Genomic DNA, 18438 nt, shown 5'->3' on the forward strand with positions numbered 1-18438 from the left:
CTGATCAGCCAGCGAGCTGGAACGCTGCAGCCATTCGCTCCTGCTCTCGGGCACGAACTTTCAGGCTGTCGGCGATCTTGGGCCACTGCTTCACCACGGACTGGCTGCGCCTGACGATCTCGTCGGCCAGCCTCTTGGAGACCCGAAAGTACGGCGCTACCGAACGCGCCAGATCGAGGTCCATCGCGTTGTCAGCCTCGCTGATGTTGAGCTTCAGGCCTTGCGACTCAGGCGCGGGATTCATGTCGTAGGCATCGGACAGGCGCCAACCCTTGCCGGGCACGAGGATGAAACCGTGTTTGCGCAAGTGATCGTCTGCGTTGGAGACCAGCATGTTGAACACGATGCGCGACCACAGCTCGCGCAAATCGGCGACGGTGCGCGCGCCGTGATCGATCAGCACGCGGGCGATCTCCAGATAGCTCGCACCTTTCGATGCATCATCGCCATCCAGGCGGCCGGTGAGCGTCATCGCCGACGCAAAGTGAAGCCTGCCATCTACCGTTCGGTCGAAGTGCTCTTGATCCAGTCCCGCGCGTCCTCAGAAGTTTTGGGCAGAGCTTCTTGATTTGCCTGTTGGGGGCATCCAGCTCCAGCCGGTCCACGGCTTCACGCCAGCGCGTGGACGGCATGGCGGCCAGTGCCACTAGTGCCTGTTGTCCGCACTCAGCAATGCGTCGGCGAGCAGCGCCAAGGCATCGGCGATCCGCTTGCCAGTTTCCGGCGGCGGCAGCGGCACCTTGAGGCTGCGCACCCCAGTAGCAGGGTCACGTGTCACCCAAGGGTGGGGGGTGCCGGAGCCATTGTCCGGTGAGGTCATCGCCGCCGCCAGTTCCGCACCGAAGCGCAACAAGCCGGACCATGGGTCGATGTTCGCCACCGCCGACTCCTGATCGGTTCCGGCGGCCCCTGGTGCAGCCGTTGCGGTCACGGTGTCCGCATCTGCGGTCGTCGCACCAACGCCTGCCGCCAGTTCCAGGGCAGCGACCTGGGCGGCTTCTTCAGCCGGAGCCATGGCCTCGCCGTCACCCATGCGGCCGGTGACGTTTTCCACGTCTTTCATGAAGCGGCTCAGCCGGGATCCGCCAAGCGACACTTCGGCGCTGCTGCCGTCCAGAATCCCGGCGGACAGGGCACGCTTGAACGCATGCACTGACAACATGCCCTCCTCGATGGTTCCCTTGGCCACGTAGTTGACGATCTGTACCGGGTGCTTCTGCCCCATGCGGTGCACACGCGCAATACGCTGTTCCAACACCGCCGGATTCCATGGCAAATCCATGTTGACCAGCGTCGAGGCGTGCTGCAGGTTGAGGCCGGTGCTGCCGGCATCGGTCGACAAGAACACGCGGCAATCCGGATCATCGCGAAAGCGCTCGATCAGTGCCGGGCGCTGCTCGGACGGCACACCGCCATGAAAGCTGACATAGCCGATGCCCCGCGCCTCGAGTCGGCGGGTCACGATGGCGTGTGTGCGCGTCCATTGGCTGAACACCACCGCTTTTGCGCCCGGCTGGACGAACAGCCCCTCGAACAACTCCGCCAGTTCGTCCGCCTTGACCCCGTGGTCGGTCGCCTGGTCGAGCAGGTAGGTGCTGTTGCACGACATGCGCATGTTCTGCAGGGCGCAGGTGAGGCGGCGCTGGTCCTGGTCGGAGAGAAATTTCATCTTCCGCCAGCGCTGGACGATCTTCGCCACGATGTCCGCGTTCTCTGCGTGGTACAGCATCTGCTTCTCGGTCATCGGCACCAGCTGGTTCTGGTCGGTGCGGCTCGGCAACTGCAGCAGCACATCGGACTTGCGCCGCCGGATCATGACCGGCGCCAGGGTCTGGCCGATCCTGTCGAGGCCGGTGTAACCCGTCACGCGGCCGCCCTCGTCCTGGACCTGATGCTCATGCAGAAGCTTCCAGGTCGGACCGAGGCGGTGCTGATCGACAAACTGGACGATCGAGATGAGCTCCTCCAGCTTGTTTTCCAGCGGGGTTCCTGTCAGCACGATCGCATACGTGCTGTCGATGCGCTTGAGCGCCTTTGCCGCGATGGTGTTCCAGTTCTTGACCCGCTGCGCCTCATCGACGATGACGAGGTCCGGGGCCCAGGCGGAGATCAGATCGAGGTCGGATTTGAGCTTCTCGAAATTGGTGATCTTGCAAAAGTCTTCCCCGGCATATTCCTTTTGCCGCTGGGCCCGCCCGCCCCCGATTACCCTGGACTTGCGACCGGAAAAGCGCAGTATTTCGCTTTGCCACTGATACTTCAGCGACGTCGGGCAGACCACGAGTACCTTGGCAGCATCGAAATGCCGCGCCAGGACTTCCGCCGCGGCGATCGCCTGGATGGTCTTGCCCAGACCCATCTCGTCACCGATCAGCGCGCGGCCGGCGCGCACGGCAAACAGCGCGCCTTCGGCCTGGTACGGATACAGCGGCACCTTGAGCAGCTTCTTCCAGCGAGTGTCCGCAGCGCCATCCGGGAATAGATCGACCAACGCCGCGGCGCGGCGCGCCGCATCACGCCTGCCGGCGACGAAGTCGAGCGCGTCGTCGTAGGCGCGCAGTTCGTGGCCCGTGCGCGCCGCAAGTGCGACAAACCGCCCGATCTTGTCGAAGCGGTCCTCTGGCAGGCGCCAGCCCTGCGATGCGTCGAACAAATCGGCCGCCGAGCGCGCCAGCGCGGCGGGGCAATCCGTACCCGCACGGAAATTAATTGTGCGGGTACCGTCGTTGCGCAAATACAGCTCGGAAAAAGCGGGCTGGTAACCACGTGCGAATGCCGACTTGGCGCCGCGTTTTCTTGCCAGCCGCGCGAGCGCGAATTCAACGTGTTTGCAGGTGCCGAGTTCGTTGGTCGCAAAGTCGGGGCAGGCGCAGAAATTGTCGCCTGGCTGCGACCCGCGGATGGCCAGGTAATAGGTGGATTTCGACTCCGGATTGCTGACGCGGAACTCGGAGAAAAACGGCTCCGAGCCGGTGTTCTCCAGCCCAAACACCTGCTCGCGCCCGAATTGGCGGCGCAGAGCACGCTGCCACTCGATCGGCGCAAGCCCTGCCGGTGCATGGGTTCGGGACAGCTTGGGTTCCGGGGGCGGCTTGGCGGGCTTCTGCTGGCGCTTCATGGCATCGACTGATTCAGGTTGGGCAGGCTGCATTTTGACAAGCCGGTGAGGGGGTAGCCGTCAGGTTGACATCGAGATGCTCGGCACGCTCGGTCAACACTGTCTGAAGGCGAGCTTCAACACGCCATTTTGGCCACACGTCTTGGCGACCACTTCTGTTGGGCAGGAGGGCTGGATTTTCATCTCTCGTCGAACCCTCTCGATTTTGAGCAACGCGAAACACGAGTGAGCCGACGCGCGTGGTGAACCTACTTCATCACCAGTCGAGGATCCAACTCGGCTATGGCGAACTTGCGCACATGCGCTATGAAGGCCTCGACCAGTTCGGGTGGTCTGCGCTGCAAGGGCGTCAGCACCGAAAACTCGAGCGGCACCAACGGCTCGAATGGGATGAAACGCAGGTCGCTACCCTTGTATTCCATGGCCGTGATCGCATCGACCAGAGAAATCCCCTGGCCTGCCGCCACCAGTGAAACAAGCGTCGCCGAGACCTGGCTCTCCACCTGCGCCGGTTTGTATTTCACGCCATGGGCCGCGAACATGGCGTCGATCAACAGTCGTGTGCCAAGGTGGCTCGGGTGCGCAAGAAAGAGTTCCCCGTCAATGTCGGCCGGTACCACCACCTCTCGGCTGGCGAGGCGATGCGCGACGGGCACCGCGCATACATGCGCGGTCGACAACAGGCTGACTCCGTGCGTTCCGGTGTTGCTGATGGCGAGGTTGACGATGCCTACGTCGCAGCGCTGGCCGATCACCATGTCCACGATGCTGCGCGAGTCGTAGACCCCCAGGCCGATCTTGATCTCGCCGTGGTCCTTCAGGAAATGCGCGATCGCACGCGGTAGGAAGGAAAGCGCAATCGACGGCGGCGCTGCCACATTCAATGTGCCGTGCTGCTGAGTCTTGATCGCATGCGCCGTGCGCGCGATGCGGTCGATGCCGATCAGTGAGCGATCCACCTCTTCATACAGCAGTTGCGCCTGGGCCGTCGGATGCAGCCGCCCGCGCGAGCGTTCGAAGAGTCGAAAGCCCACGCTTTCCTCCAAGTCGGCGAGCAGCCTCGTTACCGCCGGCTGCGAAATGAACAGCATGTCGGCCGCCCGTGTCACGGTCTGGCACAACATGATGGCGCGGAAGGCTTCGAGCTGTCTGAAGCGCAAGGGAAAACCCTTTAAAAACTATAACGCAATGTTATAGGACAAAAAAATAATTGTATTAGTTTAATAAAAGTCTGCCATTTAGTATTCCCATCGCAAGTGCATTAGTGGGTTGTGCGGCCTTTTTTGACCCATAACCTGATGTGAAAAAGGTGCGTGACGTGTCCAGATAAACGGGCCGAATGCACTGTCATGGAGACACCCTGATGAAAGAAAAATCCCCAAGCGCGCCGCTTGCAGCGGCCGTCGCCCTGGCCTGTGCGGGCCTCGCTCACGCGCAGACCGTTCCCACGCTTTACGTCGGCTCGTACGGCGGCACCAGCGAGAAGTTGTTCAAAGAAAAGGTCATCCCGGCCTTCGAGGCCGCGCACAAGGTCAAGATCGTCTACGTCGCGGGCAACTCCACCGACACGCTGGCGAAGCTGCAGGCCCAGAAGGACAGGCAGGAGCTGGATCTGGTGATCATGGACGATGGCCCGATGCAGCAGGCCGTGCAGTTCGGCTTTTGCGACAAGGTCAAGGACGCGCCAATCTTCAAGGACCTCTACCCGCTGGCCCGCATCAACGACCGCTCCATGGCTGTCGGCGCTGTCGCCACGGGACTGGCCTACAACACCGAAGCCTTCAAGAAGACTGGCTTGCCCAAGCCCGATTCATGGAAAGTCCTCACCGACAAGAGGTTCAAGCAGAAGGTGGCCATCCCGCCGATCTCCAACACCTACGGCCTGCAGACGCTGATCATGTACGCGAGGATGCATGGAGGCAGCGAGACGGCCATGGACGTCGGCTTCACCGCCATGGGCAAGGAAGTCGCACCCAATGTGCTGGCCTGGGAGCCGTCGGCGGGCAAGATGACCGAGCTGTTCCAGAACGGCGACGTCAACCTGGCGGTTTGGGGCAGCGGCCGCGTCGAGGCCTTCAGGGCCACCGGCTTCCCCATCGAGTTCGTCTACCCCAAAGAAGGCGCGATGGCGCTGCTGATCACCGCCTGTCCGGTTGTCAACAGCGACGTTCCCGAGCAGGCCCAGGCCCTGCTGCAGTACTTGATGTCGCCTGAAGTTCAGACCTGGCAGGCTGACACCCAGGGCTGGGGCCCGGTCAACAGCAAGGTCAAGCTCGATCCCGCCATCGCCGCCAAGGTGCCCTACGGCCCGGCGCAAATCGGCAAGCTGCTGCCGACCAACTGGGCCGTCGTCAATGAGAAACGCGGCGAGTGGACCAATCGTTGGAACCGAACGATTGAACGCTAGGCCTCGCCGTACCTTTCCCGCAGCCCTTTGCCGCGGGGCTCACGCCGTACTGGACTCACTTATCCGGCAGCCCAAAGCCACCTCTGTACACCATGACCTTCCTCTCCCTCAAGAAACTCACCAGGCACTTCGACGATTTCGTCGCGGTCGAGTCGCTGGACCTGGACATCGAGCGGGGCGAGTTCATTTCCCTGCTCGGCCCTTCGGGCTGCGGCAAGACCACCACTCTGCAGATGATTGCCGGCTTCGTGAAGCCCACGCGCGGCAACATCGTGCTCGACGGCCAGGACATCACCGCGCTGCGTCCTGAAAAGCGCGGCATGGGCGTGGTGTTCCAAAGCTATGCGCTGTTTCCCCACATGACAGTGGAAGCCAACATCGGATTCGGTCTGGAGATGCGCGGGATGAACCGAAGCGAGCGCACCCAGCGCATCGGCGAGACGCTGGACCTGGTGCGCCTGGGCGGGCTAGGCAAGCGCTTCACGCGTGAGCTGTCAGGCGGCCAGCGCCAACGCGTAGCCATCGCCCGCGCCCTGGCCATCCGTCCGCAACTGTTGCTGCTGGACGAGCCGATGTCCAACCTGGACGCCAAGCTTCGCGAAGACATGCACATCGAGTTGCGTGCCATTCAGCGCCACCTGGGGATCACCACTTTGCTGGTCACGCACGACCAGGTCGAAGCCATGACCATGAGCGACCGCATCGCCGTCATGCATGGCGGCAAGATCGTGCAGCTCGCCATGCCTTTCGAAGCCTACGAGCAACCCGGCTCGACCTTCGCCTCGACCTTTCTCGGCAAGACGAATTCGCTGCGCGGGCGCGTCGTTACCAGTAACCAGCGCTGCGCCATCGTCAACGTGAACGAGCGCCAGCTCCACATCCCTCACGGCGGCCGCAGCCTCGATGGCGACGTGCACGTCTTCGTTCGGCCTGAAAAACTCCGCTTGGGCGCGGCCAGCGCCGGGGTGCCCGGCCAGGTCAAGACGCGCGTCTTTCTCGGCAACCACTGGATGCTGCAGGTCGATACCGCCATGGGCCTGATGAGCGTAAGCCTGCCCAACATCGGCGAGGTGCCTCCGGCTGAAGGCAGCTCCGTTGGCGTGAGCTGGTCCGACGACGACCTGCGCGTGTTGCCCCAGCAGGAGGTGGCTCATGGCTGAAGCAACTATCGCCGTGACCGCTGCGCTGCCGCGCCGCAAATCCGCCGAAGGGGCGGGCGCCGCTCCTTGGCTATTGGCTTCGCCGGCCCTGCTGCTGTTCATCGGCGTGCTGCTCGTGCCTTTGCTGCTGACGGCGCTGCTGTCCTTCCACGCCTTCGACGGCACGCGCGGCGTGCTTCCCGACTACACCTGGCTCAACTACCTGGAAGTCTTCTCCGACGGTTATTACCACGAGATCTTCCTGCGCACCGGTGGCTTGGCACTGGGCGTGACGCTGATGTGCGTGGTATTGGGCGTACCCGAGACACTGATCCTCGCGCGCATGAGGAGTCCCTGGCGCGCACTCTTTCTGATCGTCATCCTCGGGCCGCTGCTGATCTCGGTCGTGGTGCGCACCCTGGGCTGGGCCATCCTCTTCGGCAACGACGGACTGATCAACAGCACACTTGTAGCCACGGGCATCGTCAGCGAGCCGATGCGCCTGCTTTTCACCATGACCGGCGTGGCTATCGCGCTGACCCACGTGCTGATTCCCTTCATGGTGATCTCGGTCTGGGCCAACCTGCAAAAGCTTGATCCGCAGGTGGAAAACGCCGGCCTGTCGCTGGGCGCCCCGCCGCTCAAGGTGTTCTGGCGCGTGATGCTGCCGCAGCTTCTGCCCGGCATCCTTTCGGGCTGCATCATTGTCTTTGCCCTGTCGGCTTCGGCCTTTGCCACGCCGGCCCTGCTGGGCGGGCGCAAGCTCAAGGTGGTGGCCACGGCCGCTTACGACGAGTTCCTCAACACCCTGAACTGGCCGCTGGGCGCCACCATCGCCATGCTGCTGCTGCTGGCCAACGTGCTCATCATCCTCGGCGCCAACCGCTGGGTGGAGCGCCGCTTCAGCCAGGTCTTCGACGCCTGAGCACCCCAGGACACCCAAGGACTCCCCCATGCGCAAGAACGGCTTCTTCTCGTTGCTCTACCACGCCCTGTTCATCGGCTTCATCATCGCGCCACTGGTGGTGGTGATGCTGGTGTCCTTCACCGGCAAGGGCTTCATCTCCATGCCCTTCGCCGAAGGCTTTTCGCTACGCTGGTTCCGCGCCATCCTCGACTCGACCGAGATCATCCGCGCCTTCTGGTTCTCGCTCTGGCTCGGCCTGGCATCGGCCACCGTCGCCATCACGCTGGCCGTGCCGGGAGCGCTGGCGCTGACCCGCTACAAGTTCGCCGGCCGCGGTGTGCTGATGGGCTTCTTTCTGTCGCCGCTGATGATCCCGCACGTGGTGCTGGGCGTGGCTTTCCTGCGTTTCTTCACGACGATCAACGTCACCGGCTCCTTCGCCTGGCTGGCCGCAACACATGTCATCGTGATCATTCCCTATGCGCTGCGGTTGGTGCTGTCGTCGGCCACGGGGCTGGACCGCGATGCGGAGCGCGCCGCCTTGTCGCTGGGGGCTTCCCGCTTCACCGCCTTCCGGCGCGTGGTGCTGCCGCTCATCCTGCCGGGCGTAGCCGGAGGCTGGATGCTGGCCTTCATCCAGAGCTTTGACGAACTCACCATGACGGTCTTCGTCGCCACGCCGGGCACCACCACCTTGCCGGTTGCCATGTACAACCAGATCGCCCAGACCATTGATCCGCTGGTCGCCGCAGTCGCTACCGTGCTGATCATCGGGACGCTGGTCGTCATGGTCGTCATGGACCGGCTCGTCGGCCTGGATCGCGTGCTGATCGGCAAGAACTGAGCTCCGCACGATGAACATCAGCGACGTCATCGTCATTGGCGGCGGCCTGGTCGGCAGCGCAGTGGCCTACGGCCTCGGGCGACAGGGCGCCAAGGTCACGCTGCTCGACGAAGGCGACCAGGCCTTTCGCGCCTCGCGCGGCAACTTCGGCCTCGTCTGGGTGCAAGGCAAGGGCTGCGGCATGACGCCTTACGCCCGCTGGACGCGCTCTTCGGCCGGCCTTTGGCCGCAACTTGCCCAGGCGCTGCTCGACGATACCGGGGTCGATGTGCGGTTGGAACAGCCCGGTGGTTTCTGCTTCACCTTCTCCGACGAAGAGCAGGAGCGGCGGCGCCAACGCATGCAGGCGATCCAGGATGAATTCGACGGCGACTACCCGTTCGAGATGCTGGACCGGCAGGAAGTCATGGCCCGTGTGCCGGCCATCGGCCCTGCGGTGATCGGCGCCAGCTACACGCCGATGGACGGCCACACCAACCCGCTCAAGCTGCTGCGGGCATTGCACGCGGCGAATCTCAAGCGCGGCGTTCGATACGTCAGCGGCCAGCCGGTGAAAAACGTTGTCGCGCAGCCGCGCGCGGGCGGCAGCCTCTTCACCATCGAAGGCCGCTGGCAGGCGCCGCGCGTGGTTCTCGCGGCCGGCCTCGGCAATCGCGGCCTGGCCGAGCAGATCGGCCTGCACGCGCCCGTGGCACCCAACCGAGGCCAAGTGCTCATCGGTGAGCGCGCCGCGCGCTTTCTTGCCTACCCCACGCTCAACGTACGGCAGACCGACGAAGGCACCATCCAGCTCGGCGACTCGATGGAAGAGGTGGGCTTCGACGACAACGTCACTACCAGCGTGCTGGCCGATATCGCCCGGCGCGGTGTGCGCACCTTCCCCGTGCTCGCTGGCCTGCGCCTGGTGCGAGCCTGGGGTTCTCTGCGCGTCATGAGTCCCGATGGCTTTCCCATTTACGACGAGTCTCCCCGGCACCCGGGCGCTTTCGTCACCACCTGCCATAGCGGCGTCACGCTGGCTGCCGCGCATGCGTTCCGCGTCGCGCCTTGGGTTGGCGGCGCGCCGCAGCCCCAGGAGATCGGCGCCTTCCGTGGCGCCCGCTTCTTGAACCCCAACTACCGGCCCAGCCATGCCCACTGATTCCCTCTTCCACCCGCTGGTCCAGGCCGGCGCTTCCGGCGCGGCGACCGTCGCCGTCACCCTCAACGGCCAGCCGCTGCAGGTGCCCGTGGGCTCCAGCGTCGCGGCCGCCCTGCTGGCTGGCGGCATCAAGCGCTTTCGCAACTCGCCGGTGTCGGGCGAGGCCCGCGCACCCTACTGCATGATGGGCGTGTGCTTCGACTGCCTGCTGGAGATCGACGGCGTGCCCAACCGCCAGGGCTGCCTGGTGCCGCTGGAGGCCGGCATGGCCATCCGCACGCAGGACGGCATGCGCGACCTGCTCGCCGAAGCCAGGGATCCGGCCGTGGCTCTCGCCCAGGCGATGGAGGCACCCGATGGCGTTTGAAGCACTCCCCCGGACGGAGCCCGGCCGCACGGCCGACATGGCCGACATGGCCGACATCGCCATCATCGGCGCCGGCCCCGCCGGCATGGCCGCGGCCATCGCCGCGCGCAAGCACGGCGCCAGTGTCGTGCTGCTCGACGAGCAGCCCGCCGCCGGCGGCCAGATCTACCGCGGCATCACCAATGTGCCCGCCGGGCGCCTGGACATTCTCGGCCCTGACTACGGCGCCGGCGCGGCGCTGGCCAGGGACTTCAGCGCCAGCGGCGCCCGCCACATCACCGGCGCCGCGGTCTGGCAGGTCACGCCCGATCGCCAGGTGCACTACTTGCAGGACGGCGGTGTGCGATCCGTCCAGGCCGATCGCGTGCTGCTGTGCACGGGTGCCATGGAGCGGCCCTTTCCCATCCCGGGCTGGACGCTGCCCGGCGTGCTGACGGCCGGTGCCGCGCAGATCCTGCTCAAGGGATCGGGCATGGCGCCCACGCAACCTGTCGTGCTGGCGGGCTGCGGGCCGCTGCTCTACCTGCTCGGCTGGCAATACGTGCGCGCCGGTGTGCCGATCGCGGCCATCGTCGACACCACCGACGGCGCCGACTACCGCCGCGCCATCCGCCACGCGGGCGGCGCGCTGGCCGGCTGGCGTTACCTCAAGAAAGGCCTGTCCCTCATGGCCGCGCTGAAGAAGTCCGGTGCGCCGTTCTACAAGAGCGCGACAGAGCTGCACGTGCTGGGCGACGGCAAGGCCGGCGGCCTGGGCTTTGCCAGCGGTGGCACCCTGCACAAGGTGGACAGCCCGCTGGTGCTGCTGCACCAGGGGGTGGTGCCGAACACGCAGTTCTCCTGGTCGCTGCGCGCCCGGCACGCGTGGGACGAGGCCCAGCTCTGCTGGTCGCCCGTCATCGACGCCTGGGGAGAGCTCGATGTGCCCGGCATCTTCGTCGCGGGCGACAGCGGCGGCATAGGCGGCGCCCGCGTGGCCGCGCTGCAGGGCGAACTCGCCGGGCTGGCCGCCGCCGCGCAAATCGGCAAGCTGGCCGCCCACGCGCGGGACAGCCTGGCCGATCCGCTGCGCGCCGAGATGCGCGAGCACCTGTTCATCCGGCCCTTCCTCGACGCCCTCTACCGCCCGAAAAAAGCCAACCGCGTTCCGGCGGACGGCACCATCGTCTGCCGCTGCGAGGAGGTCACCGCCGGCGACATCCGCGGCTACGTCGGGATTGGTTGCACCGGCCCCAACCAGGCCAAGAGCTTCGGCCGCTGCGGCATGGGGCCGTGCCAGGGCCGGCAGTGCGGGCTGACGGTGACCGAAGTGATTGCCGACGCGCGCGGCGTGTCGCCCGGCGAGACCGGCTACTTCCGCATCCGTCCGCCGATCAAGCCCATCACTCTTGGAGAGCTCGCCCATGAAGCCTGAAAACGCCGGGCTACCGATGGGCAGCGACGTCATCGTCATCGGGGGCGGCTTTCATGGCACGTCGAGTGCGTTTCACCTTTCGCGCCGCGGTGCGAAGGTCACGCTGCTGGAATCCGACTATTGCGCGCGCCACGCCTCGGGCGTCAACGCCGGCGGCGTGCGCACACTGGGTCGCCATCACGCCGAGGTACCACTGGCACGCGCCTCGCTGGAACTCTGGCACCGCCTGCCCGAGTTGCTCGGTGAAGACGGCACCTTTGTGCCAAGCGGCCAATTGCAGATCGCCGAAACGCCGCAGGAACTGGCCACGCTGCGCAGCCGCGTGGCCGAGCTGAACGCGCTTGGCTTCACGCACGAAGTCATCGTCGATGCACAGCAAGTTCGCGAGATCGCGCCACGTCTGGCGCCTCACGTCGTCGGTGGCATCTGGGTCGAAGACGACGGCCATGCCGTGCCTTATCGGGTCGTGACAGCCTTCCGCCAGGCGGCTCAGCGGCTGGGTGCGCAGTTTCACGAAGCCACGCCCGCGCAGACGATCGAACGTGTAGGCAGCCAGTGGCAGGTCACTACGCCGCGCGGCATCTTCACCGCGCCTTGGCTGGTCAACGCCGCTGGAGCCTGGTCCGGGGACTTTGCAGCGCAGGCGGGCGACGTGGTGCCGATGAAGCCGGGCGGCCTGATGCTGATGATCACGCAGCGCGTCCAGCATTTCATCGACCCGGTGCTGGGTGCGGCAGGCCGGCCGCTTTCCTTCAAGCAGTTCGCCAACGGAACGGTGCTCATCGGCGGAGGCCTGCGCTGCGCCGCAGATGTGGTGCGCCGCTACGGCGAGGTCGACTTTCTGAAGCTTCCTTCGAGTGCAAAGACAGTGACGGACCTGTTCCCGCATCTCGCCGGCATCAACGTTGTGCGCGCCTGGGCCGGCGTCGAGGCCTTCATGCCCGACCAGATTCCCGTCATCAGCCTCAGCCGCCATGCGCCGCAACTGGTGCACGCTTTCGGCTTCTCTGCCCACGGGTTCGAACTCGGACCCATTGGTGGGCAGATCGTTTCAGAGCTGGTGCTCGATGGGCACAGCACCTTGCCGATCGCGCCGTTTGCCGTGGACAGATTTGCGCAAGCCTCCATGCATTGACCCGCCTGCTGCCGGCCCTTCGCTTCGACACCAGCATCCGCAAAGAGAGACTATTCAATGTCTGACATCCAGCGCTACGAATCCACTCCCCGCCTGTCCCGTACCGTCGTGCACAACGGCGTCGTCTACCTGGCCGGCATCACCTCCGCCGTGCGCGACGGCGACATCACCGCGCAGACAAGAAGCGTGCTCGACACCATCGACGCACGTCTGGCCGGTGTCGGTAGCAGCAAGGAAAAGATCCTGAGCGCACAGATCTGGCTCAAGGACATTGATCGTGATTTCGCCGGTCTAAACGCTGTTTGGGAAGCCTGGGTCTCAGCCAACGCGGTGCCGACACGTGCTACCTGCACGAATCAAGGATTCGCGCCAGCGTTTCTTCCAACTGGCCGCGATCTGCCATGCGCTTGACTGCAGTGCGCTGCGCCAGGTTGTGCAGCTTGCGCCGCACAGCCGGCAATTCGGCCGCATGCGGAAGGCCGATCAAGCCGAAGTCCGGTTGTTCGCCTTCTACAGAACGCAGGAACGCACACGACGGCCCGTCCAGCCACCCGGCGACGTGCGCGAGCAAGCGTTCGCGGCTTTCCAGCAGGGCTTCCGCATCGATGGGCTCAGCCGTCATACCCTTGAAATGCGCGTCGAACGTCGCGGGGAAGTCCGCTGGCACTCGAGGCGCCAGCATCTCCCAGGCGGGTTTGGGGCTGCAGGTCAGGTAGACGAGAAAAGTTCGCCAGAGCGCTTGGTCTGCCCGTTCGTCCTCCAGCAACAGGCCAACATCGAAAAGATCGCGGGGATGCTGTCGCGACAGCGCCGCAGCCAGCTTGCCGGCATAGAGGTCGGCGAAATCCAGCACCTGCACCTCGGCGAAGCCGAATGCCTCCTCCACCCTTGGGCGCACGACCATGCTGCGCACCGGATGCACCGTTCCGCGCATGACCGGCATCGTCTCGATTTGCACACGCGCGCGGCCACGGCTGGCCACCAGCCGCGTGACCGTCCCCGTGCCCTCGCCTGCCGACAACTGCACCTGCAGTTGCAGAGGCCGAGCGCGCAGCGCATCGGCCAGTCGCCCAAGCGCCTCCACGATCAGCCTCGCATCCTCGGCGAAGTCGTGGACCGGCAGCCAAGCCAGATCGATGTCCACCGACAACCGCGGAAGGTCATGCTCGAAGAGGTTGATGGCCGTGCCGCCCTTTAGCGCGAAGCGCGGCTCCTGTGCCAGTCCCGGCAGGATCTCGACCAGCAACCGCACCCGGTCGGTATAGCGCCGGTCCCACTGTTCAAGCCAGGTGCTCATCGAGATCTCCCGGCAACGTGATCTGATAGGTCGGATGCAGGTGCCCACCGGGCACCAGCGCGCGCTTGCCCCGGCCCAGATCGACCCCATCAAGGGGCACGTGCGACAGCCACGCATGCCGATGGCGCTCGGCCAAGGCCAGGAACAGCCGCTTGGCCTTGATGCTGCGGCAGTGGCGCAGCAGCACGCCAACCCGCTGCGGCCTCAACGTGGTCATGGCCTGCATCAGCGCATCGGCCTCGTAGACCAGTGCCGCATCCGAGACGCTATCGCACAGCTCCAGCATGGCCCGCTCGGGTGTGGAGCACACCAGAGCGTCGGCGCCCGAACCAGCGCGGTGCCGAGCTAAGCCCTGCTCCGTCAGGACGGACTCGGAAACCTCGTCCGTGAACTGCACGGCAGGCAGATCGAACGGCCCCTTGCCCTGAAATTCGAGGCGCTCCTTCAACGACAGTTTGCCTACCCAGCCCGGCGGCCGTTCCGGCCCATAAAGAGTGATCGTCCCTGCGTCGCCCAGGCGCAGGTAGTGCTCGTGTCCCTGCAGGGCCAGCGCGAAGCGGCCTCCGACATGCAGCGGCACCCCTTCTCCGGCCTGCAAGCTGCGGATCACCCCCTCCCATTGCAGGCGCCCGCCCTTGCGCATGTAGACGCCGCGCGCCGGCGACACCAACCAGGCACTGCCCACGTAGCGCGCGACAAGGCTGTTGGAGTAGTTATGCGCCCGCAGCCACCGGCTGGAAACCAGGCGCGTGTCGCCCAACTCGGCCAGCAGGCGGTTCAGTTTTCCGGTATTTTGATCACCCATGGTAATCAAAATACAGCTTTCATGAACTCCTGCCAAGCTGCGCTGGTTTAAATGATTTAAAACATGATCACTCACAGTGATCTTATTACAACAAAGATGAACCATCCCCTGCTCGGCGACAGTCTTCCGAAGTGAAGCATTGCGCCGCCCTCCCTCACAAGGCCGCACTCGGCACCGGCACCACCATGTTCTCCGGGAACAGTTTCGGGACGTGGGTACGGCCATCTATCCAGGCATCCACCATGTCCGACCCCTCCTGCAGAATGTGGCGCCGCTGCTCAGCGTACTCGGCCTTGTTGTAGACCGAGCGCGAGGAACGAACTTCCTCGTGCGCCAGGCACTTCTCGATCCAATCGCGGTGTTCAGCAACGTGGAGCCGGTACGGCGCAGGTCATGGACGGTGAAGGGTTCCAACGGCAGGCCAGCCCGCGCCATCAGCCTGATTTCCAGCGGCGACAGGGCGCGATCCTTCGGCACGAAGGTTGCGATCAAAGACCGATTTGGTCTCAGTAGTAAACGGGAGGGTCTTGATCCCAGCCGCTGGCTCCTACCGTCAGTTCTACCGTCAACCTGTTTTGCTGGCCGGCGATAGCCACCGACAGCCACCGACAGCCACGAGACGAAAATTTTTACAAATCAACGACTTACGGTGATTTTTCGATAACTGGCGATAGTCCCTCAAGGACGCCAATTCACTCCCACTCGATCGTCGCCGGCGGCTTCGAACTCACGTCGTAGGTCACCCGGTTGATCCCGCGCACCTCGTTGATGATCCGCCCGGACACCTTCTTGAGCAGCGCGTACGGCAACTCGGCCCAGTCGGCCGTCATGAAGTCGCTGGTCTGCACGGCGCGCAATGCCACCACGTAGTCGTAGGTGCGGCCATCGCCCATAACGCCCACGCTCTTTACCGGCAGGAACACCGTGAAGGCCTGGCTCGTGAGGTCGTACCAGGTCTTGCCGGAGTCATCCTTGAAGTTGCGAAGCTCCTCGATGAAGATCGCATCGGCACGGCGCAGCAGTTCGGCGTATTCCTTCTTCACTTCGCCAAGGATGCGGACGCCGAGGCCCGGGCCCGGGAACGGGTGGCGGTAGACCATCTCGGGTGGCAGGCCGAGCGCCACCCCTAGTTCGCGCACTTCGTCCTTGAAGAGATCGCGCAGCGGCTCCAGCAGTTTCAGCCCCAACTGTTCCGGCAGGCCGCCGACGTTGTGGTGGCTCTTGATCGTGACGGCCTTCTTGCTTTTCGCGCCGCCGGACTCGATCACGTCCGGGTAGATGGTGCCTTGCGCCAGCCACTTCGCGCCCTTCGCGCCCGCACTGGTGAGCTTCGCGGCCTCCTGCTTGAACACGGTGACGAACTCGCCCCCGATGATCTTGCGCTTGGCCTCCGGGTCGCTCACGCCCGCGAGCTTGCCGAGGAACAAGTCGCTCGCGTCCACGCGGATCACCTTCGCGTGCAGCTTGCCGACGAACATGTCCATGACCATGTCGCCTTCGTTCAGGCGCAGCAGGCCGTGGTCGACGAACACGCAGGTGAGCTGGTCCCCGATCGCGCGATGGATCAGCGCTGCAGCCACCGATGAATCGACGCCGCCCGAGAGACCAAGGATGACTTCTTCGTCGCCGACCTGCTCGCGGATCTGCTCGACGGCTTCGGCAATGTGGTCGCGCATCACCCAATCCGGCTTCGCGCCGCAGATGCCGAGCACGAAGCGTTCGAGAATGGCCTGGCCCTGCTGCGTGTGCGTGACTTCGGGATGAAACTGCACCGCGTAGAAGTGGCGCGTCTCATCGGCCATGCCCGCGATCGGGCAGCTGTCGGTCGACGCCATCAGCTTGAAGCCAGGCGGCAGCTCGGTGACCTTGTCGCCGTGGCTCATCCAGACGTTGAGCATGCCGTGGCCCTCCGGCGTGCTGAAGTCGGCGATGTCCTTCAGCAGTTCGGTGTGGCCACGCGCGCGCACCGCCGCAAAGCCGAACTCGCGCTTGTGGCCGCCCTCGACCTTGCCGCCCAACTGGTGCGCCATGGTCTGCATGCCGTAGCAGATGCCCAGAACCGGCACGCCCAGGTCGAACACCGCCTGCGGCGCCTTGTCGGTTGTGTCTTCATAGACGCTCGCGTGGCTGCCGGACAGGATCACGCCCTTGAGCGAGCCGTCCCTCGCATATTCACGCACCCATTCGTCGGTGACGTCGCAGGGATGCACTTCGCTCAGAACATGCGCCTCGCGCACGCGGCGGGCGATCAGTTGGGTGACTTGCGATCCGAAGTCGAGGATGAGGATCTTTTGGTGTGACATGTACGTGGATCACTCTGCCCGGTAGTTCGGCGCTTCCTTCGTGATCTGCACGTCATGCACGTGGCTCTCCCGAATGCCAGCGGAGGTGATCTCCACGAACTCGGCCTTGTTCTGCATGTCGGCGATGGTCGCGCAGCCGCAATAGCCCATGCTGGCGCGCACGCCGCCGGCCATCTGGTAGACGATGGAGACGATCGAGCCCTTGTACGGCACGCGGCCTTCGATGCCCTCGGGCACCAGCTTGTCGGTGTTCGGGTTGCCGGTGGTCGACTCCTGGAAGTAGCGGTCGGCGCTGCCCTGCTGCATCGCGCCGATGCTGCCCATGCCACGGTAGCTCTTGTAGCTGCGGCCCTGGTACAGCACGATTTCGCCCGGCGCCTCTTCGGTGCCGGCGAACATGCTGCCCATCATCACCGTGCTGGCGCCCGCGGCAATGGCCTTGGCGATGTCGCCCGAGTAGCGCACACCACCGTCGGAGATCAACGGCACGCCGGTGCCCTGCAGGGCCGTCGCCACGCTGTCGACCGCCATGATCTGCGGCACGCCCACGCCTGCCACGATGCGCGTCGTGCAGATCGAGCCGGGCCCGATGCCGACCTTGACCGCATCGGCACCCGCATCGGCCAGCGCACGCGCTGCGTCGCCGGTGGCGATGTTGCCGCCGATCACGTCGACCTGCGGATAATTGTTCTTGACCCAGCGCACCCGCTCGATCACACCGGCGCTGTGACCATGCGCCGTGTCGACCACGATGGCATCGACGCCGGCCTTCACCAGCGCTTCGACGCGCTCCTCGGTCCCCTCGCCCACCCCCACCGCCGCGCCCACGCGCAAACGGCCCGAGGCATCCCGCGCCGCGTTCGGGAAGCTGGTCTGCTTTGTGATGTCCTTGACGGTGATCAGGCCCTTGAGCTCCCATTCGCCGTTGATGACCAGCAACCGCTCCAGCTTGTGCTTGTTGAGCAGCGCCTTGGCCTCGGCCAGCGTGGTGCCGTCTGGCACGGTGATGAGCTTTTCGCGGCGCGTCATGATTTCGGTCACTGGCACGTCGTAGCGGCTCTCGAACCGCAGATCCCGCCCGGTCACGATGCCGACCACCTTGCCGGCATCCAAGACCGGAAAGCCCGAAATACCGAGCTGGTCCGACAGGGCCATCACCTGGCGAACGGTGTGCGTCGGCGTGATCACGACCGGATCGCGCAGCACGCCGGATTCATAGCGCTTGACCCTGGCGACCTCGGCGGCCTGCTGCTGGGCCGTCAGGTTCTTGTGGACGATACCGATGCCGCCCTCCTGCGCAATCGCGATCGCGAGGCGCGCTTCGGTCACGGTGTCCATTGCCGCCGATACCAGCGGAATGTTCAAAGTGATGTTGCGGGAGAGTCGGGTCGCAAGGGAGGTGTCCTTGGGCAGGACCTGGGAGTACGCTGGCACCAACAACACGTCGTCGAAGGTGAGCGCTTTGCCGAGAAGGCGCATGAGGTAAGGCTCCAAAAGACGGATTGTAACGATCGGTCCGTAGTAACCCGGACACACCCAGTCGTTCGGCCTTTCCCTCACA

16 protein-coding genes and 1 pseudogene are annotated in these 18438 nt (G+C 64.8%); 9 read left to right on the forward strand and 8 right to left on the reverse strand.

All coding sequences use genetic code 11. From position 1 onward, the window contains the following. Positions 1 to 4: 4 nt before the first annotated feature. From WKW80_RS14675 to WKW80_RS14685, 3 genes are all read right to left on the reverse strand, one after another. Positions 5 to 529: a type II toxin-antitoxin system HipA family toxin gene (locus WKW80_RS14675; protein WP_340364418.1), complete on the reverse strand. Its 525-nt coding sequence runs from the start codon at positions 527 to 529 to the stop codon at positions 5 to 7. A 117-nt stretch (positions 530 to 646) separates the two neighbouring features. Next, a complete protein-coding gene (locus tag WKW80_RS14680; protein WP_340364304.1) occupies positions 647 to 3118 on the reverse strand; it encodes a DEAD/DEAH box helicase in 2472 nt (823 codons plus the stop codon). A 248-nt stretch (positions 3119 to 3366) separates the two neighbouring features. After that, entirely contained in the window at positions 3367 to 4278 is a 912-nt protein-coding gene (locus WKW80_RS14685; RefSeq protein ID WP_340364305.1) for a LysR substrate-binding domain-containing protein, read from the reverse strand. A 203-nt stretch (positions 4279 to 4481) separates the two neighbouring features. Between WKW80_RS14685 and WKW80_RS14690 the strand changes: the two genes are divergently transcribed. The 9 genes from WKW80_RS14690 (at position 4482) to WKW80_RS14730 (ending at position 12883) form a co-directional block, all read left to right on the forward strand. Next, a complete protein-coding gene (locus WKW80_RS14690; RefSeq protein WP_340364306.1) occupies positions 4482 to 5525 on the forward strand; it encodes an ABC transporter substrate-binding protein in 1044 nt (347 codons plus the stop codon). Positions 5526 to 5617: 92 nt separating this feature from the next. Then, positions 5618 to 6685: an ABC transporter ATP-binding protein gene (locus WKW80_RS14695; protein WP_340364307.1), complete on the forward strand. Its 1068-nt coding sequence runs from the start codon at positions 5618 to 5620 to the stop codon at positions 6683 to 6685. Then, a complete protein-coding gene (locus WKW80_RS14700; RefSeq protein ID WP_340364308.1) occupies positions 6678 to 7589 on the forward strand; it encodes an ABC transporter permease in 912 nt (303 codons plus the stop codon). The genes WKW80_RS14695 and WKW80_RS14700 overlap by 8 nt, the downstream gene beginning before the upstream one ends. Positions 7590 to 7617: 28 nt before the next feature. Beyond that, positions 7618 to 8415, forward strand: a complete 798-nt coding sequence (locus WKW80_RS14705; RefSeq protein WP_340364309.1) for an ABC transporter permease — start codon at positions 7618 to 7620, stop codon at positions 8413 to 8415. A gap of 10 nt (positions 8416 to 8425) precedes the next feature. Next, positions 8426 to 9556, forward strand: coding sequence for an NAD(P)/FAD-dependent oxidoreductase (locus tag WKW80_RS14710; RefSeq protein ID WP_340364310.1), 1131 nt, complete (start codon positions 8426 to 8428; stop codon positions 9554 to 9556). Further along, positions 9546 to 9923, forward strand: coding sequence for a (2Fe-2S)-binding protein (locus WKW80_RS14715; RefSeq protein ID WP_340364311.1), 378 nt, complete (start codon positions 9546 to 9548; stop codon positions 9921 to 9923). Before WKW80_RS14710 ends, WKW80_RS14715 begins: the two co-directional genes overlap by 11 nt. Positions 9924 to 9960: 37 nt before the next feature. Further along, a complete protein-coding gene (locus tag WKW80_RS14720; protein ID WP_340364419.1) occupies positions 9961 to 11337 on the forward strand; it encodes an FAD/NAD(P)-dependent oxidoreductase in 1377 nt (458 codons plus the stop codon). After that, positions 11327 to 12472: an NAD(P)/FAD-dependent oxidoreductase gene (locus tag WKW80_RS14725; protein ID WP_340364312.1), complete on the forward strand. Its 1146-nt coding sequence runs from the start codon at positions 11327 to 11329 to the stop codon at positions 12470 to 12472. The genes WKW80_RS14720 and WKW80_RS14725 overlap by 11 nt, the downstream gene beginning before the upstream one ends. A gap of 57 nt (positions 12473 to 12529) precedes the next feature. Continuing rightward, positions 12530 to 12883 carry a RidA family protein gene (locus WKW80_RS14730; RefSeq protein ID WP_340364313.1) on the forward strand — a complete coding sequence of 118 codons (354 nt, stop codon included), beginning with the start codon at positions 12530 to 12532 and terminating at the stop codon, positions 12881 to 12883. Here WKW80_RS14730 and WKW80_RS14735 read toward each other — a convergent pair. The 5 genes and pseudogenes from WKW80_RS14735 to guaB all read right to left on the reverse strand — a co-directional run bounded on the left by WKW80_RS14735 (position 12816) and on the right by guaB (position 18356). Further along, positions 12816 to 13769 carry a nucleotidyl transferase AbiEii/AbiGii toxin family protein gene (locus WKW80_RS14735; RefSeq protein ID WP_340364314.1) on the reverse strand — a complete coding sequence of 318 codons (954 nt, stop codon included), beginning with the start codon at positions 13767 to 13769 and terminating at the stop codon, positions 12816 to 12818. The genes WKW80_RS14730 and WKW80_RS14735 overlap by 68 nt on opposite strands. Then, complete coding sequence (locus WKW80_RS14740) at positions 13753 to 14574, reverse strand: type IV toxin-antitoxin system AbiEi family antitoxin domain-containing protein (RefSeq protein WP_340364420.1); 822 nt, start codon at positions 14572 to 14574, stop codon at positions 13753 to 13755. The genes WKW80_RS14735 and WKW80_RS14740 overlap by 17 nt, the downstream gene beginning before the upstream one ends. Positions 14575 to 14728: 154 nt before the next feature. Continuing rightward, a pseudogene (locus tag WKW80_RS14745) lies at positions 14729 to 15000 on the reverse strand (tyrosine-type recombinase/integrase); the annotation flags it as partial. Between the two features lie 266 nt (positions 15001 to 15266). Next, on the reverse strand, positions 15267 to 16877 hold the full coding sequence (gene guaA, locus WKW80_RS14750; RefSeq protein ID WP_340364315.1) for a glutamine-hydrolyzing GMP synthase: 1611 nt from the start codon (positions 16875 to 16877) through the stop codon (positions 15267 to 15269). A gap of 9 nt (positions 16878 to 16886) precedes the next feature. After that, the gene (gene guaB, locus WKW80_RS14755; RefSeq protein WP_340364316.1) at positions 16887 to 18356 is read right to left on the reverse strand and encodes an IMP dehydrogenase; all 1470 of its coding nucleotides are present in this window, start codon (positions 18354 to 18356) and stop codon (positions 16887 to 16889) included. Positions 18357 to 18438: the final 82 nt, after the last annotated feature.

This window comes from Variovorax humicola, from assembly GCF_037889915.1.
In the GTDB taxonomy this organism is placed as follows: domain Bacteria; phylum Pseudomonadota; class Gammaproteobacteria; order Burkholderiales; family Burkholderiaceae_C; genus Variovorax; species Variovorax humicola.

What these genes read in the sequence shown, in the direction of transcription:
- WKW80_RS14680 (WP_340364304.1), bottom strand. Translation starts at nt 3,118, where the DNA reads ATGAAGCGCCAGCAGAAGCCCGCCAAGCCGCCCCCGGAACCCAAGCTG.
- WKW80_RS14690 (WP_340364306.1), top strand. Translation starts at nt 4,482, where the DNA reads ATGAAAGAAAAATCCCCAAGCGCGCCGCTTGCAGCGGCCGTCGCCCTG.
- WKW80_RS14695 (WP_340364307.1), top strand. Translation starts at nt 5,618, where the DNA reads ATGACCTTCCTCTCCCTCAAGAAACTCACCAGGCACTTCGACGATTTC.
- WKW80_RS14700 (WP_340364308.1), top strand. Translation starts at nt 6,678, where the DNA reads ATGGCTGAAGCAACTATCGCCGTGACCGCTGCGCTGCCGCGCCGCAAA.
- WKW80_RS14705 (WP_340364309.1), top strand. Translation starts at nt 7,618, where the DNA reads ATGCGCAAGAACGGCTTCTTCTCGTTGCTCTACCACGCCCTGTTCATC.
- WKW80_RS14710 (WP_340364310.1), top strand. Translation starts at nt 8,426, where the DNA reads ATGAACATCAGCGACGTCATCGTCATTGGCGGCGGCCTGGTCGGCAGC.
- WKW80_RS14715 (WP_340364311.1), top strand. Translation starts at nt 9,546, where the DNA reads ATGCCCACTGATTCCCTCTTCCACCCGCTGGTCCAGGCCGGCGCTTCC.
- WKW80_RS14720 (WP_340364419.1), top strand. Translation starts at nt 9,961, where the DNA reads ATGGCCGACATGGCCGACATCGCCATCATCGGCGCCGGCCCCGCCGGC.
- WKW80_RS14725 (WP_340364312.1), top strand. Translation starts at nt 11,327, where the DNA reads ATGAAGCCTGAAAACGCCGGGCTACCGATGGGCAGCGACGTCATCGTC.
- WKW80_RS14730 (WP_340364313.1), top strand. Translation starts at nt 12,530, where the DNA reads ATGTCTGACATCCAGCGCTACGAATCCACTCCCCGCCTGTCCCGTACC.
- WKW80_RS14735 (WP_340364314.1), bottom strand. Translation starts at nt 13,769, where the DNA reads ATGAGCACCTGGCTTGAACAGTGGGACCGGCGCTATACCGACCGGGTG.
- WKW80_RS14740 (WP_340364420.1), bottom strand. Translation starts at nt 14,574, where the DNA reads ATGGGTGATCAAAATACCGGAAAACTGAACCGCCTGCTGGCCGAGTTG.
- guaA (WP_340364315.1), bottom strand. Translation starts at nt 16,877, where the DNA reads ATGTCACACCAAAAGATCCTCATCCTCGACTTCGGATCGCAAGTCACC.
- guaB (WP_340364316.1), bottom strand. Translation starts at nt 18,356, where the DNA reads ATGCGCCTTCTCGGCAAAGCGCTCACCTTCGACGACGTGTTGTTGGTG.